Below are 15,264 nucleotides of genomic sequence, written 5' to 3' on the forward strand. Positions count from 1 at the left end.
CGAATACGCGTGGGTCACCATTCATTGCAATTAATTCCTCCAACTTTTGAGAGTGATAAACAAGTCCATTTTCGGATGATGTCACATGATACGAACGAGGAGGTACGAAGGCTGCTGTCTCGCAATCCCTGTCCTCGATCACAACTCCCTTGATCGTCTCGCTAGAAGCCAGTCACGTAATGAGTGAGGACGAAACGGTGTTCGACCGCCTTGGCGGTCACGAGGCAGTCGAGAGCGTCGTGAACGATTTCTACGACCGTGTGTTAGACGACGAGCGCGTCGTTCACCACTTTGAGGATAGCAACACGACGGAGCTCCGGGCTCATCAGGTACAATTCATCTCAGCAGTAACCGGCGGTCCTGTCGAATACTCCGGGGACGATATGCGCGCGGCTCACAGCGGGATGGGTATCACCGATAGCGAGTTCACCGTCGTGGCAGGACACTTGGATACTGCCTTGGCAGAAAACGGTGTCTCCGACGAAGACCGTGAACGAGTCCTCGAAACAGTCGAGGAACTGCGTCCCGAAATCGTGGAGATCACCGAGAGCAGCGAAACTGGTTCGGCGACTTCGTAAGCGTTCGTACCTCTGAACCGCTCGTTCACGTGTTCTCCCTGCGGTTCAGTGAATATCGCTTGTTCGAAAAACGTGAGCGGACCCCCTTCGGTCACCCTCCGCGGACAACCGGTCGGAGGCCCGGGGTGTCCCAGGCCTTGATGACGGTCTTTCATTCAACAGGGCCTACGTTCAGACGACGCCCGTGCTCCCCGGCAGCGCGACGGTCGTGACGGCCCAGTTCCCAGTGCCGGGCGACTACAAACTGGTCGACCACGCACTCTCACGTGTCGCCCGGAAGGGGGCGCTCGCGGTCATCAGTGCCGACGGTCCGGCAGACGACGAACTGTTCAATCCGGAGGACTGAGATGAACGATCACACACCCATCGACGCCGAACTCGTCACCGACCGCATTCATCACAGCTCGTGGTCCGCAAATCTGGAAAAACCCGTTCACGGCGAACGGCTCTCCGCGGTCGTCACGGGAGCCATCGAGGCGGTCGACCACACAGCACCGGGGTATCACGTGACCCTCGTCACCCACGGCGCACACGGCCGGCCGGACTCGTCTCTCGGTCCGGTACTCCACGAAACGTTCGGCGACGGCATCGACTGGTCCTACGTCAAGCAGTGTGGCGGGCACGTTCTCCGTGTTCGTGTTCACGACGGTCGTGAACATCGATAGGAACGCAGAGACGTTCGCCCGATTGAGCGCCGTGCGAAGGTTCGCTACCGTACTGGTACTCATCTCGAATGGATGGTTGCAAGGACTACTCCCGATAGATCGACACCGTCGCCGGAGTCGACGCTGCGGTTGACCTCGCCAGTCGCGGGGCGTCCGGGAACTCACCCTCTCGTGCACTCAGGACCGTCGTCCAATCCGAGTGCCGTTCTACTCGACACATACCTGATTCAAGGAACTGCTCTCTATGGAGCGATGGCCTGCCCGTCTTCGGCCAGGATGACGTCTCCGTCGAATACTGCCTCGGCATCGCGTCGCATCGATTCGAGATCACGGTACGGCATGATGTGTGTGAGAACCAACGTCTCGACGCCGGCGTCCCGAGCGATTTCACCGGCGTCCGTCGCATCACAGTGGTTGGCAGTTAACGTGGCCCTATCCAGACCTCGTTCGCCGTCCGCGTGTTGGTGCCAGACGAACTGGTCGTCCTCGTCCGGCACGCGGTCTTCGTCGACCGGGGCGGTATTGCAGTCCTGCACGAGGACGTCTGCGCCGGCAGCGAACTCGGCGAGTGACGGTATCTTCCGCGTATCGCCGGAGAAGACGAACGACGAACCCGTATCGGATTCCTCGAACCGGTAGGCGTACGTCTCGATGGAGTGTTCGACCGCGAGTGCGTCGACCTCCCAGCCGTCCATCTGGCGGCTGAACTCGTCCGTCACGAGTTCGGTTTCGATGTTCGAGATGCCATCGGTCGGATAGATGTCTCTGCGGTACTCGATGTCTTCGGCGTAGACGTCGTACAGTGCCTCGACGAGGCGGTCGGTGCCGTCGGGTCCGTAGACGTTCAGCGATTCTCGGCCTCCCTCGGTCCAGCTCGTGAACGCGAAGTGGAAGAACGACGCGTTGTGATCCAGGTGATGGTGGGTGAAGAACATCGTCTCGATCTCTCCGAAGGCGACTCCCGCGTCCATGAGGCCATAGACCGTCCTGGGGCCACAGTCGACCAACACGCGTTCGTCAGCGATGTCGAGGGCGATGCTCGTGCCACCACGTTCGGGAATCGGGACGGGGCTTCCAGTACCGACGAGGGTGATCTCCATGGTCGTTCTACAGGACAACCCCGTTTGTACGTTCGGACGGTCGCTCGGATCACAGGGTTCGTTCGCTACATACGATGGCCGATTCGTTCGATAGACAGGTACCCCTGCTGCAGCGGGTCACGACTCGTTAGACCGGTCCCAGAGACTGGCGACCGGCCCAGAAACGACGAGACTGACGAGCCCGAACGCGACGATGATCGTGAGGACGCTCGGGTCGTCGAAACTCGTCGTGGCGATGAGCAACGCGATGGCAACGTTTCGCGCGGCGGTCGTCGTCGCGAGGACTTCCCGCGTGCTTCGATTCGGTCCACCGAGGACGTATCCAAGGAGCAACGCACCGACGACGACAACGGCCGAGATGAACAGCGTTCCAGTACCGACGAGCTGGACCATTTCGCCCGCATACACGATCGTCAAGAGGATAATCAGAAGGACGAGCGAGTACGTCGAGAGTCGCTGGACCGGCGGACGCAAGCGAGTTGCAACCGGCTGATAGCGCGCCTTGACGCCGAGCCCACCGATCAGCGGAAGGAGTTGCGTGACGACGACGATCCGGGCGATACCGACCGGATCAGCGGCGACGTCGCCGGGCATGAGGAATGCCACCGTAACCGGGATCGTAGCGACGGAGACGACACCCAGGACGGCCATCAGCCCACTCGCGAACGCGACGTCACTCTTCGATATCTCGGCCAGTTTCGGACCAAACGGTGCACCCGGTGCCATGGCGATCAACAGGAGCCCGACGACGTGACCGGTCTCCATCGGAATAACGAGGACGAACGCGAATGCCAACAGCGGGACGAGTACGAGATTCGCCAGCAGTGATCTCGCCAGCAGTCGGTGCTGTCCGAGTGCCCCGAGGATTTCGTCGACCGTCAACGCGAGCCCCATCGAGAGCATCGTCGCGAGCACGAAGACGACCGTGACGAAATCGATGACTGCGGTGGCTGTTATCGGTCCCATTCGTCTATGACCCCGTTTCGTAAGTCGGAGAGAAAAGTGGCCTGTATGTCGATTATCGCCGCTTTCTACCGATGAACGACGCGTTCACTCAAACCTGCTTGGATACCTTCTCTGACGAATCGGAGATCATCGATTTTCGAATTCACCCGTTCGGATCGTCGGCGGCGTCGAGGGCGTGGCCGACCTACTCGCTGACCTTGATCACACGTAGGCTCTTGAAAGCCTGTACGTCCATTTCTGAGGACTGAAGCCGTGAGTGGAACTCGGAACCTGTCCAGGTTCGTCCGAAAACTACGCGGCTCTGACAGCCTCGACCAGGTCGTCGTAGTCGGGTTCGTTCGTCGGATCGTCGGCGACCCAGTCGTAGGTGACCGTCCCGTCCTCGTCGATGACGAACACCGCCCGATTCGCGACGCCGTAGAGCCCGAGCGGTTCGATGTCGATCTCGAGATCGTATGCCCGGATAGCGTCGCCGGCCATGTCGCTGACGAGGTCGAACTCGACCCCGTGTTCCTCGCGGAACGCACCCTGAGAGAACGGGGAGTCGGCGCTCACGCCGAAGACGGGTGCGCCAGCCGCCTCGCACTCGTCGATTCGTTCCTGGAGCGCGACCATCTCGTTCGTACACGGCGGTGTGAATGCCCCTGGAAAGAAGGCGAGAACGATAGGACCCGTCACGACGTGGTCCTCGAAGTCGAACGGGTCGTGGTCGCTCGTGCCGAGCGTTGCAGTGAACGTCGGTGCGGTGTCGCCCTGTGAAACCATCGCGATTCGTTTCGAGCCGTCGATCGAAAAATACTGACCCGAATATACTCCGTACGAGTTCCGTTCGGGGAGTACACCTGCTGCCAGCACGGTAGCTGAAAAGCAGATGGCAGTGAGGTGGCCGTCAGGCGGTCTGTCGGGGCGCAGTACGGTCTGATTCGGTTCCGCGCTCGAACGACTTGACGATTCGTTCCTCGGCGCGGTGCAGGATCTCCGAACACGTCGACTTCGCCATATCCAGTGACGCCGCCAGTTCCTCCTGTGTACACTGTCGTGGAGAGTCGTAGTATCCCCGTCTCAGGGCCGCCTCGATCAGTCGTTGCTGCGTGTCGGTCAGGACTCGGTCGAACTCGGGCTTTGCGTGGATGTGCTCGACGACGTAGCCGACCTCCGACTCGTCTAACGCCGACCCAAGCGTCGATAGCCTGTTTCGAGTCGTGGTCAGCTCCCATTCGACCTGAGCGTTCTGGATCTCGAAGGGCATTTCCACCGGGACGCCCGCTCTGTCGAGGACGTCCAGGAGAATCGGTTTGTCCGCCTCGATCTGGATGAGGGCTCGGTCCGGCTCTTGGTGGAACACCTCCACGGTGTGAACGGGACCGAACGACCGGATCGACTCGATGATCTCCGTTGGCTTCTCCGCCAGTAACTCGACGAATCCAACGCCGACGCCGTGGGCAGATTGAGCGGATCGGACACGGAACGTCGCTGTGGGATGGTCTCGTGAGACGGTGCTAATCCAGGTTCGCTTCGGGATCGTCAGGGTCAGTGAAGCACACACCATTTTAGGTAAACCTAAACTCGGTTGGCTATTAAAAGCATCTCCGAACATGTGCTGTCAGTTGTACGGTCAAAGTTGGTCGGTACAAAGGCGCTCTCTGGGGGTTCGACTGAACGAACGCTATTATCGCCAGATAACGGTGACGACCTGCTCGTCGCCGTCGATCGTCCCGTACGTGTAACCTCGCTCGTCCAGTTGCGGATAGAGGTGCTGGGGTGCGCGGTCGTTGCGCTGGACGAGTACCACCTCGTCGTCGAGGTCAGCAAGCCGTTCGAGCGTGTTCTTCAGTGGTTGTGGCGGCGGTAGCTCCCTGGCATCGAGCGTTTCGATTGGTCGGTCAGCAGGTGCACCGACCTCCTCGATGTACGTGGCTATCTCCGGCATACCTGCTGGTCGGGGCGAGACGGACAAACACCTTGACCCGAATCCATCCGAGGCGGTCGATAGACGAGTGGGAGACCACGTATCGGTCCTGACACGAGAGGATTCGGCCAGGCACTTATGCGGTCTGGCCCCCCATATCTGAATGGAAACGATGTCTCGTACCCACGACGACCACGATCACGACCACGACGCACAGCCCGTCACAGACCGGATTCACGACAACTCGTGGTCAGCGAACCTCGAGAAACCGGAACACGCCGACGATCGGCAGCTGGTGGTCGACCAGGCCCTTTCGGCGATCGAACACACCGCGCCCGGCAACCACGTGAACCTCGTCACACACGCCAACCACGGTCATCCGGAGGGCTACCTCTACGACGTATTAGCGAGCGAAGGCGGTGACGACGTCGAGTGGGAGTACATCGAACAGTGTGGTTGCGGGGGGCACGTCGTCAGAGTTCACGTTTCGTAGCGCTCGTCGGCAGCGATCGTTCGACCGGCTCGACCGCTCTATGAACCGCCTCGGGGTCAAGCCCCGGGACACTCGGCGTGCTTCGCCTGTGGCCGACGGGTGAGTTACGCCGGATTTCCTGTCCGAATCCACCCGTGGCGATGGCGGCGTGGGTCCTCGCGACCGTTCCCGTATGGATCGGCGACCCGGTCGCGCCGGCGACTCGATTCGGAGCACCGGGGACCACACACCTGTTCGGACTCGACGTGATCGGTTTCGTCGTCCTCGGAACGATCTACCACATCGTTCCCTTCAGCGTGTGGGTGCACCACTACAGCGACCGCCTCGGCTACGAGGCTGTGCCGATGATCGACGACCTCTACGACGACAGGCTGGCAGCCCTCGACCTCGGTCTGTTCACGCTCGGCGGCCTCGTGGCTCTCGCGAAGGTGGGGTCCATCGGCGCCCTCGGCGGTGCCGTCGAACGGTGCCCCGTGTAGCGACCCTGTTCCCTCATCGACGACGTCTGCGACCCCGGAGCGAGCGGTCCGTCGTCGGCGGAGACCGACCCGGCGGTGGCTGTCGATGGCGACCGTCATCGATTCCGATATGGCCGTGGACGATCGGGGTCGTGACTGTGTGAGTGACGTCGCGTGCGCTCGGCGAGCACCTCGCCGACGGAACCATCCTCGTCGTGACGCGCACACGGACAACCGTACCCGAACGGGGTATCTCCCGCTGGCAGAACAGACGTCCCACGCGTCGATGGTAGTCACGAACGATCGAACCGGGTCGTTCAGGACCGCGTCAACGACGTGTCTTCGCATCCGCGAGACGTGACCTGTCCTCCGGCTCCCACCGGTCGAAAGCCGCGACCGCGATCAGTCGCTCGACCGTTCAGCGAGGACGATCAGTGCGACGCTCGATTCCGTCGCTCGTGGCGAGACCTCCCGGCGCCCGTCGAAACGGACCACGTCGCCCGCCGTCAGGTCGTACTCCTCGTCGTCGAGGGTGAGTTCGAGCGCGCCCTCGATCAGGTAGAGGAGGACCTCGCGGTCCGGGTGGTCGTGGGGTGCTACCGCTTCGCCCGCATCCAGCGTCAATCTGACCGTCTTCGGTTCGGCGTCGGGAAAGACGCTCGCGTGGGGGGTCCCCTCGAGTTCCTCGATGGATACGACTTCGGCCATCGTCACGCACCCCTGGGGTCGAATATCCCCCGGTTGATCCCCTCGCGAACGGGGTCGTGTTCGGCGTCCGTCGGCGGCGGAGCGGTAACCAGACATGCCTCGAGCCGACCATCCTCGTCAGCCTTGATCCCGCGGTCGGTGTCGGCTTCGACGACGACCACGTCACCGGGTTTGACGGTGTGTTCGAGGGTGCCGTCGCGAACGTGTCCGGTCCCAGAGCGAACGTGAATCGCGACGTCGCTCGACGGCGCGTGAACGGGGATGAACTGACCGGGCTCGAAGTACCCACAGACAACCTTCATTCGGTCGCTTTTGAAGTCCTCCACGGCGTTGAACGTACGGTCGTCGTAGGCCCGTTCGGCGTCGACGTTCGTCGCGGTCACAGCGACCACCTCGGCGGCCGCTCTGTTCGTCTCTCCGCCGAGCGAGATGAGACTGTATCGCGCATACGACTGGCGGTTGGTGTGTACGGACGAAGAGGTTTGGTCCGAATGTTTCCGACCGGCGACCCGTGGAGGTAGCGGTCGACTGGAGATGTTCGCCTCCATACCCACGGGGTTTGCCAACCAACGTCGAGGCGTCTATGGCAAAACACGCCTTCCTGCTCCTGTCCTCACCGGTGACGCCGGGGCGATTCGCCAGTCCGCTCACCTACGCACGTCAGTTCGACGAGGCGGGCCACCAGGTTGCCGTGTCCTTCGACGGCGCGGCGACCTACTGGTTCGACGGGATCGAGGACCACCCGGAACCCGCCGTCGTGGCCTACGAAGACGCCGAGGAACGGGGATTGATCGCCGGTGTATGCGACCACTGTGCGACGTTCAACGGCGTCGCTGACGCCGCCGAGGCCGGGGGTGTGAAATCCAGGGGACCGAACACACCCCGAACGTCGCGGGGCTCGCCGACGACGGATACGAGATACACGCCGTTCGAGGTTCGAACCGACGCTCGCGAGGGTACGGTGCTACCGACGACTACGCGCGGTGGTTTCGGCCGAGTGCGGCCGGGTCGCCCCCGACCCACTTCCTCCCGAGGGTGGGGTCATGCCGACGTCGGTCGACCCAGTTGACGACGCGAACCGGTCGACAGCCGCGCCGACCCCGGGGGAGTCACCGCGTTGCTCGGCCCGCATCACCCCCGCGACGAACCGCCGGAGCTGGTCGGACAGCTCCGAGCGCGTGCCGTAGTCGGTGAACTATACGTGTCGACCGGACCACTGGCGGCTCCGTAGGCGTACCTCCTGCTGTGACTGTTTACTGGCGTGTTCGCTGGTGGTGTCTATCTCCCCAGGAGGGGTGCGGGGGCACCCGACGCTGTGCAATCGACGGGGTCTGTCCGTGATGCCAGTGATGACCCGACAGCGCTCGACAGCCGACGGGACAGACCGTGTCTCGTTCAACGGGACCGCCGACAGAGCCGACCGAACGAGTGGTACCATCGACGAGTGGACCGAACAGTTTCGTGCGGGCGTCGAAAGTGCAAAGGGTGACCCGAGCGACCCCGGTTACCCTTCCATGCCGCTGAACGACAGGCCGCCCTCGATGTAGCGCTGGGCGAACAGGTAGACGAGCATGATGGGCGCGGCGAACGTCAGCGCGAACGCCGAGAAGCGCGCCCACGGGATGGAGTACTCGCTGACCAGCGAGAACAGCCCCACCGGTAGGGTGTAGTTGTCCGTTCCGAGCAGCGTCTGCGCGACGACGAACTCCGTCCACCCCGTCAGGAAGACGAAGATGAAGACGGTCGCCAGCCCCGCCGCCGAAAGCGGGAGGATGACCTCGGTGACGACGCGCCACGGCGGTGCGCCGTCGACGATGGCGGCCTCCTCGTAGGAGACGGGGATGCCGTCCATGTACGTCTTCAGGAGCCAGGTGTTGAACGGCACGGCCGTCGCCGCGTAGTAGACGGCGAGCGCGAGTTTGCTGTCGTTGAACCCGAGCTGGACGTACACCGCGTAGAGACCGATGAGCAGCGCGATGCCGAGGCCGCCGCCGACCTGCGTCAGCAGGACGTAGACGAACAGGATTTTCCGCCGGAAGATGAACTCGCGGCGCGACAGCGCGTACGACGCCGGCACGATGAGACACATCGCGATGATGACCGTCGGAATCGAGACGGTGAGGCTGTTCCAGAAGAACTGCTTGAACTCCGAGGTCCGCTCGACGCCGTGGTCGGAGGCGTCGAGGAACGTTATCTCGGGCGTGTTGAACACGACGGCGAGGTCGGTCAACGGGACGTTGACGCTGATGGTGTAGCCGGGGACGATGAGGTCGCCGACCACCCAGATGAACGGCTGCAGCGACGGGTTCTCCGGCAGCAGCCGCAGGCCGCCCGACGAGTAGATGGAGCCGCCCGAACCGGAGAGCGCCGCCATCAGGATCCAGTAGATGGGGAACATCAGTCCCGCGACGAGGAGGAGCGCCCCGAGCGTCGCCCCGACGCTCTTCAGCGGCTTCGAGGGGGGGATCTCCCCTCGCCGGACGCCGTCGACCGTGTACTTCGCGTCGCGGACTGCCTCGACCGGCGTCATCGCGATGTTGCGGGTGTCCTCCTTCACCTTCCGTGAGATACCGTCCAGGAGGCTCACGACTCGCTCACCCCGTCGGCGAGCCGACCGCGCTTGACGTTCAGCCACATGAACGCGCCGATGAAGGCGACGGCGATGATGGAGATCGCCGCCCCCTCGCCGTACTCGGCGAAGGAGAACGCCTCCCGGTAGCCGTAGACGACGACCAGTTCGTTCTGTCGCGCCGGCCCCCCCTCGTTGAACACGTAGGGGATGAGGAACTGCTGGAACGACGCCGCGGCGGTCAGAATCGCCGCGAACAGCACCGGTCGCTTGATCGAGGGCAGCGTCACGTGGAAGAACCGCGAGAGGTAGCTCGCGCCGTCGACCATCGCCGCCTCGTGCAGTTCGTCCGGCACGTCCTGCAGCGCGCTGACGGTGATGATGACCATGAACGGGTAGGCGAGCCACGCCTCGGTGATGTTGTAGGCGATGAAGGCCATCCACCGCTCGCTGAGCCACGAGACGGTTCCCATGCCGAGCGAACGCAACACCTGGTTGGCGAGACCGAACTCCGCGGAGCTGAAGATGCCGCGCCATACCGTGATGGTGAAGATGGCCGGCAGCCCCATCGGGAGGATGATGAGCGAGCGCATGACGCGCTTGCCCCGGACGCGGTCGCCGGTGACGACGAGCGCGATGCTGATGCTCACGACGAGTTTCAGCGTGACGCTCGTCGCGACGAACAGCCACGTGATGCCGAAGGAGTTCCAGAACTGCGGGTCAGTGAGGACGCTCACGTAGTTCTCCAGTCCGATGACCGTCGCCTCGCCGAACGTCAACACCGCCAGCGCGCCCTCGCCGGCGAAGAGGTTCGCCGGTTCGGCGTTCGTAAAGGAGATGCCGACGAGGTACAGCACCGGAAACAGCATGAACGCCGAGAAGACGAACAGTCCCGGGAGGACGAACAGCAGCGACGCGTCTCGTTTGTCGAGGAACGGGACGTCCTCGATGCGACGGGCGACGCGTGAGACGGTACTCATCTGTTCGCTTACTCCCAGTTGCTGCGGATCTGCTTTGCGGCCTGCTTCATCGCCGGCTCGGGCTCGGCGTCACCGTTGAACATCTTCGTGAGCGCGCTCTTCACCGGGTCCCAGACCTGATTCATTCGGGGGTCTGTCGGCATCGGAACGCCCTGCTCGACGGCCTCGGCGAAGCCCTGCACGGTGTCGGGGAGGTCGTCGCCCCCGACGAGGCTCTGGAGCACCGGGATACTGCCCTGCTCTTCGGCGTTCTCCAGGAGGAGCTCCTCGTTCGTGACGTACCACTCGATGAAGTCGCGCGCGGCGACGGCGTCGTCGCCGCCGTCCTCCATCGCCGTCGCGAAGTACCAGATGGTGATGCCCGTGTACGGCGTCGGGCTGCCGTCCTCCGGCGAGGGCAGCGTCGTGACCTCGTAGTCGACGTCCTTCTCGTTGAGCGTCGAGAGATACCACGGCCCGTTGATGGCGAAGGCGGCGTTACCCTCGGCGAACACCGACGCCTGCGGTTCGTACTGGGGGTCGTTCGGCATGTACGGGACGAAGTTGTCGACGGCGAACTGCGCGCCCTGGACGACCTCGTCGCTCGCGACGCCGAGCTCCTCGTCGGCTTCGGGGTCGAAGAGGTGGCCGCCGAACGCCTGCAGCCACGGGCTGACGAAGTACGGGTCGTTGAACGGGTAGCTCAGGCCGTACTGGTCGTTCCCGGGGTCGTGGAACTCCTCCATCGTCGACCGCATCTCCTCGATGCTCTCGGGGGCCTCGTCGACGAGGTCGGTGTTGTAGATGAGCGTCACCGTCTCGGAGTCGTGCGGGAGTCCGTACACGCCGCCGTCGAACTGGACTGCGTCGGCCGCGGCCTCGGTGAACTGGTCGAGTTCGACCTCCAACTCGTCACCCCGGTCGGCGATGAACCCGCGGTCGACGTAGTCGCCGATCCAGTCGTGGGCCCACTCGAACGTGTGCGGTCCCTGCCCGGCGGGGATGGCGCTCGTCGTCTTCTTCTCCATGTCGGAGATGTCCGAGTTCTCGATACTGTGGTTCGCCTGCTCCTCGAACCGCTGTATCGCCGCCTCGCGTTCGTCTTTCTCCGACTCCGAGAGCGAGTACCACACCGTTGCGGTGCCCGAGGGCCCGGAGTCAGACGACCCGTTGCCGGAGTCGTTCCCGCTACCGCCACCGGACGATCCGGGTTCCCCCTGCTCCTGTACACCGACACACCCCGCGAGCGCCCCGATACCGCTGACGACGCCGAGATTCTTCAGGACGGTCCTGCGATCCATTGTCATGGCTGAATATGAGATGAATAAGTAGTTCAAATATTAAACCTTCGGATATAGCACGAACGTTCCTGTAGTTCAGATTATCTACTCTGAACGCTCACGAGCCTCGGATTCTACATATTCCGCCGGCAATTCAAATGAATAAATAGAAGGGGCCTCCTTGCTCGGCAGAATATACGACGAATTCACACATCACAGATTCAGATTCGAGAACAAGAATTATAACATCGGCTCTCCACACGTGGTGCAATGGGCACTGTAACGCTCGATAATCTCGGAAAGAAGTTCGACAACGGCCGGATCGTCGCTGTCGACGACGTTTCCCTCGACGTCGCAGACGGCGAGTTCGTAACTGTCGTCGGTCCCTCGGGGTGTGGGAAGTCGACGACGTTGCGGATGCTCGCGGGGCTGGAGCAACCGACCTCGGGCCGTATCACGATCGACGGCGAGGACGTGACCGACGTCCACGCCCGCAAGCGCGACGTGGCGATGGTGTTCCAGAACTACGCGCTCTACCCGCACAAGACGGTCCGTCAGAACATGGCGTTCGGTCTCCGGATGAGCACCGACCTCTCGAAGGACGAGCGCGACCAGCGCGTCCGTGAGACGGCCGAGATGATGGGTATCGAGGAGCTGCTCGACGACCGCCCGAACGAGCTCTCGGGCGGGCAGAAACAGCGCGTCGCGCTCGGCCGCGCCATCGTCCGCGAACCCGACGTGTTCCTCTTCGACGAACCCCTGTCGAACCTGGACGCGAAGCTCCGGACGACGATGCGCACCGAGATCCAGCGCCTCCAGAACGACCTCGGGACCACCTCCATCTACGTCACCCACGACCAGGAGGAGGCGATGACGATGGGCGACCGTATCGTCATCCTCAAAGACGGCGAGCTCCAGCAGGTCGGCCGGCCGAAAGAGGTGTACCGAACCCCCGTCAACGCGTTCGTCGGCGGGTTCGTCGGTTCGCCGTCGATGAACTTCATCGACGTTCGGGCCAGCGTCTCCGGCGACACCGTGCGCCTCCAAGACGACTCGGGTCGCTTCGACTACACGGTCAGCGCTACCGACGTCCCGAACGTCGACGACAGCGACCGAATTCGGTTCGGAATCCGCCCGGAGGACGTGTCCGTCGTCGACGACGGGCCCGGCATCCCGACGACGGTCGAAGTCGTCGAACCCATCGGCAGCGACAACTACCTCTATCTCGACCTCGCAGCCGATTTCATCGCCCGCGTCGACTCCGACGTCGAACCCGAACCCGACGACGGCGTCACCGTCGCCTTCGACGAGTCGGACGTCCACCTCTTCGACGGCGAGACGGGCGAGTCGCTCACGTTCGAGCGGCGAACCGAGACCGTGACGACGCCGTCGGCGTAAGGAGCCAGTTCGTCGTTCCGGCTTGCGTTCCGAACCGGGTCCTTCCCCTCACTCCGCGGGTGTCGGCGCTTCCGTGCCCACGTCGAGACCGAGTTCGTCCGCCAGCGCGACCGTCGCCAACCGGAGCGCGTGCGGCCATCCCAGCGGCGTCGCGCTGTCGGAGGTGCCGTCGTCGAACACCTGTTCGGGCAGGTAGCCCGTCTCCATGCAGAGCGGACCGTCCGGCAGCACGAGCGACAGCACGTCGTCCGTCAGCGTCGCGAACGCACCGGCCCGGTCGTCGTCGTGCGCGCGGAGGAGCGCGGTCGTGTTCGCGGCGGCGTGTGCGCCCCACGCCGTCGAGACGGTCCAGATCTTCTCGTGGCCCTGTCCGCGCTGTCGCCACTCGTCGCCCTCGTAGCGGACGAGTCCGCGGACCTCGCTCCCGTTGGGGTCGTGCCAGAGCCCCTCGACGGTGTTCTCGACGTGCGTGACGAGTCGGTCGAGTCGGTCGCCGTCGACGTCGCCGACGCGAGCGTACTGTCGGTGTGCGGCCGCCAGCGCGAGCGTCGCCGAGTCGTAGCGCGGGTCCAGTTCCCCCGCCTCGAACCCCTCGGCTTCGTCGACACCTTCGCACTCGCGGAGCGCGTATATTTCACGCTCTGCGACCCAGAGGTCGTCGAGGGCCTCGTAGATGCGGTCGGCCTGTTCCGTCGCGTGCGCCGTCGTCGCCGCGTCGAGGTCGGCGTCGGCGACCGCCGCGTACGCTTCGAGGAACGTCGCCGCCGTGTGACTGAACCGCCCGTCCATGTTCTCCCAGGCGTTCTGACAGGCGATGGGCCGCCCGTCGTCGGCGAGCGTGTCGTCCAGTCCGTCGAGGGCGGCGTCGAGCGCCGCCACCACCTCCTCGCGGAGGTCGCCGTCGAGTTCGTCCACGACCGACGCGAGGAACGTGACGACGCTGCCGGTCTGGTCGGCCTGGTAGTCGACGCCGTCGCCGGCTTCGAGGCGGCCGTTGGCCCACCCGGGGGCGAGCGTCCCGTCGCGGGGCCAGACGCGGTGCGGCCACGTCCCGTCGGACTGCTGGGTGGCGAGGTAGGCCCGCGCGCTCCGCTCGGTCCACGCGTCGAGGTCGAGTCCGATGGAGTCGGCCGCCTCGTCGACGAACAGCGATATCTCGGCGTCGTCGCGGAACCAGGTGTAGCCGTAGCCGCCCGAGTACGCGTAGTACGGGTCGAAGTCGGGGCCGGCGATGCGGAGGCCCGTCTCGGCCGACAGGAAGCGGAGCACGCGGACGTCCGCCGCTACCGCGCCGGCGTGGGGGGTGTCGTCGGGCACCTCGGACGCCTCGGCTTCGGCGCTCCGGCGCAGCGCCGCGGCGTCGTCGTACGCCGTCGCGAGGTCGTCGAGTCGACCGAGCGCCGCCTCGCGAGTCGTCGTGTTCTCGTCGGTGAGCAGCGTCACGAGCGTCGTACGTCCGGACTCGACGGGAAGGAACGCGACGAGGTCGCCGCTGAGTCGGTCCTCCTCGTAGCGGTCCTCGGAGACGGGCCGGGGCAGTTCGACCGCCGTGTCGTCGAGCAGTTCGGCGAAGCGTGCCGGAACCTGTCCGTGGAGGTCCGAGACCCCGGTCGTGCTCCCGACGAAGTCGTGTTCGGTCGTGTGGTACACCTCGACGGCGTCCTCGTGTCGGAGCTGGCCGATCCGGGTGTCCTGTGCGTTCGGCGCGAACCCGACGTAGGTGACCACTTCGACGGTTCGTTCGTCGGCCAGCGGCGCGTCGAGTTCGACGTGCGTCAGGTGCGCGTCGCCGACGGTGAGGTCGTACTGCGTCACCGCTCCGACCGGCGTCTCGCGCTCGGTGACGACCAGCGCCGTCGCCTCGTGATAGCGCTGCGAGACCGTCTCGTCGGCCTCGAACCAGTGGACGTCGTCGCCGACGCGGAGACCGAGACGACTCCGGTCGAGCCCGTTGCGTCCGGTCAGCGGGTAGCCGAAGTCCCGCAGCGACCCGTCGCGTTCGACGTGGACGAGTCGGCCGCCGAGCCCCGAGAAGAGACCGGTCGTCGAGCGGCGTTCGCCCGGGAAACGTGTGTCGTGCCCCTCGTGTCGCTTGTAGTCGTCGAGGGCGTCGCGGAGTTGCATCGAAAGTGAGACGCCGCGCCGGGGTAATAACTCTTGGTGAGATTGTCGTTCACAGTT

At 64.1% G+C, this 15,264-nt stretch carries 17 protein-coding genes and 1 pseudogene; 7 read left to right on the forward strand and 11 right to left on the reverse strand.

Going from position 1 to position 15,264, the window contains the following annotated elements:
* The first annotated feature begins 179 nt into the window (after positions 1 to 179).
* From P1Y20_RS15590 to P1Y20_RS15600, 3 genes and pseudogenes are all read left to right on the forward strand, one after another.
* A complete protein-coding gene (locus P1Y20_RS15590; protein WP_304449629.1) occupies positions 180 to 578 on the forward strand; it encodes a group I truncated hemoglobin in 399 nt (132 codons plus the stop codon).
* Positions 579 to 750: 172 nt separating this feature from the next.
* A pseudogene (locus P1Y20_RS15595) lies at positions 751 to 924 on the forward strand (copper-containing nitrite reductase); the annotation flags it as partial.
* 1 nt (position 925) lies between these two features.
* Entirely contained in the window at positions 926 to 1,243 is a 318-nt protein-coding gene (locus P1Y20_RS15600; RefSeq protein WP_304449631.1) for a CGCGG family putative rSAM-modified RiPP protein, read from the forward strand.
* 242 nt (positions 1,244 to 1,485) lie between these two features.
* Here the strand turns inward: P1Y20_RS15600 and P1Y20_RS15605 are convergent, their stop codons facing one another.
* The 5 genes from P1Y20_RS15605 to P1Y20_RS15625 form a co-directional block, all read right to left on the reverse strand.
* Positions 1,486 to 2,343: an MBL fold metallo-hydrolase gene (locus tag P1Y20_RS15605; protein WP_304449632.1), complete on the reverse strand. Its 858-nt coding sequence runs from the start codon at positions 2,341 to 2,343 to the stop codon at positions 1,486 to 1,488.
* Between the two features lie 117 nt (positions 2,344 to 2,460).
* The gene (locus tag P1Y20_RS15610) at positions 2,461 to 3,309 is read right to left on the reverse strand and encodes a bile acid:sodium symporter family protein (RefSeq protein ID WP_304449633.1); all 849 of its coding nucleotides are present in this window, start codon (positions 3,307 to 3,309) and stop codon (positions 2,461 to 2,463) included.
* Between the two features lie 291 nt (positions 3,310 to 3,600).
* A complete protein-coding gene (locus tag P1Y20_RS15615) occupies positions 3,601 to 4,074 on the reverse strand; it encodes a redoxin domain-containing protein (RefSeq protein ID WP_304449634.1) in 474 nt (157 codons plus the stop codon).
* Positions 4,075 to 4,198: 124 nt separating this feature from the next.
* Entirely contained in the window at positions 4,199 to 4,858 is a 660-nt protein-coding gene (locus tag P1Y20_RS15620) for a helix-turn-helix domain-containing protein (protein ID WP_304449635.1), read from the reverse strand.
* A 120-nt stretch (positions 4,859 to 4,978) separates the two neighbouring features.
* Positions 4,979 to 5,239, reverse strand: a complete 261-nt coding sequence (locus P1Y20_RS15625) for a DUF2249 domain-containing protein (protein ID WP_304449636.1) — start codon at positions 5,237 to 5,239, stop codon at positions 4,979 to 4,981.
* 151 nt (positions 5,240 to 5,390) lie between these two features.
* Between P1Y20_RS15625 and P1Y20_RS15630 the strand changes: the two genes are divergently transcribed.
* On the forward strand, positions 5,391 to 5,711 hold the full coding sequence (locus P1Y20_RS15630) for a CGCGG family putative rSAM-modified RiPP protein (RefSeq protein ID WP_304449711.1): 321 nt from the start codon (positions 5,391 to 5,393) through the stop codon (positions 5,709 to 5,711).
* A gap of 134 nt (positions 5,712 to 5,845) precedes the next feature.
* Positions 5,846 to 6,190 (forward strand): hypothetical protein, encoded by a 345-nt coding sequence (locus tag P1Y20_RS15635; protein WP_304449637.1) that lies wholly within the window; start codon positions 5,846 to 5,848, stop codon positions 6,188 to 6,190.
* A 381-nt stretch (positions 6,191 to 6,571) separates the two neighbouring features.
* On the opposite strand, the gene P1Y20_RS15640 is transcribed toward P1Y20_RS15635, so the two are convergent.
* The gene (locus P1Y20_RS15640) at positions 6,572 to 6,877 is read right to left on the reverse strand and encodes a cupin domain-containing protein (RefSeq protein ID WP_304449638.1); all 306 of its coding nucleotides are present in this window, start codon (positions 6,875 to 6,877) and stop codon (positions 6,572 to 6,574) included.
* Between the two features lie 2 nt (positions 6,878 to 6,879).
* Positions 6,880 to 7,260 carry a cupin domain-containing protein gene (locus tag P1Y20_RS15645; protein WP_304449639.1) on the reverse strand — a complete coding sequence of 127 codons (381 nt, stop codon included), beginning with the start codon at positions 7,258 to 7,260 and terminating at the stop codon, positions 6,880 to 6,882.
* 200 nt (positions 7,261 to 7,460) lie between these two features.
* Here P1Y20_RS15645 and P1Y20_RS15650 point away from each other — a divergent pair, with 200 nt between their 5' ends.
* Complete coding sequence (locus tag P1Y20_RS15650) at positions 7,461 to 7,946, forward strand: hypothetical protein (RefSeq protein ID WP_304449640.1); 486 nt, start codon at positions 7,461 to 7,463, stop codon at positions 7,944 to 7,946.
* A gap of 435 nt (positions 7,947 to 8,381) precedes the next feature.
* Here P1Y20_RS15650 and P1Y20_RS15655 read toward each other — a convergent pair whose 3' ends face one another.
* The 3 genes from P1Y20_RS15655 to P1Y20_RS15665 are packed head-to-tail and all read right to left on the reverse strand — an operon-like array spanning position 8,382 to position 11,712.
* Positions 8,382 to 9,464: a sugar ABC transporter permease gene (locus tag P1Y20_RS15655; RefSeq protein ID WP_304449641.1), complete on the reverse strand. Its 1,083-nt coding sequence runs from the start codon at positions 9,462 to 9,464 to the stop codon at positions 8,382 to 8,384.
* Entirely contained in the window at positions 9,461 to 10,426 is a 966-nt protein-coding gene (locus tag P1Y20_RS15660; protein WP_304449642.1) for a carbohydrate ABC transporter permease, read from the reverse strand. The genes P1Y20_RS15655 and P1Y20_RS15660 overlap by 4 nt, the downstream gene beginning before the upstream one ends.
* Positions 10,427 to 10,434: 8 nt before the next feature.
* Complete coding sequence (locus tag P1Y20_RS15665; protein ID WP_304449643.1) at positions 10,435 to 11,712, reverse strand: extracellular solute-binding protein; 1,278 nt, start codon at positions 11,710 to 11,712, stop codon at positions 10,435 to 10,437.
* 243 nt (positions 11,713 to 11,955) lie between these two features.
* Here P1Y20_RS15665 and P1Y20_RS15670 point away from each other — a divergent pair, with 243 nt between their 5' ends.
* Positions 11,956 to 13,083: an ABC transporter ATP-binding protein gene (locus P1Y20_RS15670; protein ID WP_304449644.1), complete on the forward strand. Its 1,128-nt coding sequence runs from the start codon at positions 11,956 to 11,958 to the stop codon at positions 13,081 to 13,083.
* 48 nt (positions 13,084 to 13,131) lie between these two features.
* Here P1Y20_RS15670 and P1Y20_RS15675 read toward each other — a convergent pair whose 3' ends face one another.
* Complete coding sequence (locus P1Y20_RS15675; RefSeq protein WP_304449645.1) at positions 13,132 to 15,207, reverse strand: DUF7997 domain-containing protein; 2,076 nt, start codon at positions 15,205 to 15,207, stop codon at positions 13,132 to 13,134.
* Between the last annotated feature and the right edge of the window lie 57 nt (positions 15,208 to 15,264).

Source organism: Halomarina ordinaria (assembly GCF_030553305.1).
GTDB classification, from domain to species: Archaea; Halobacteriota; Halobacteria; order Halobacteriales; family Haloarculaceae; genus Halomarina; species Halomarina ordinaria.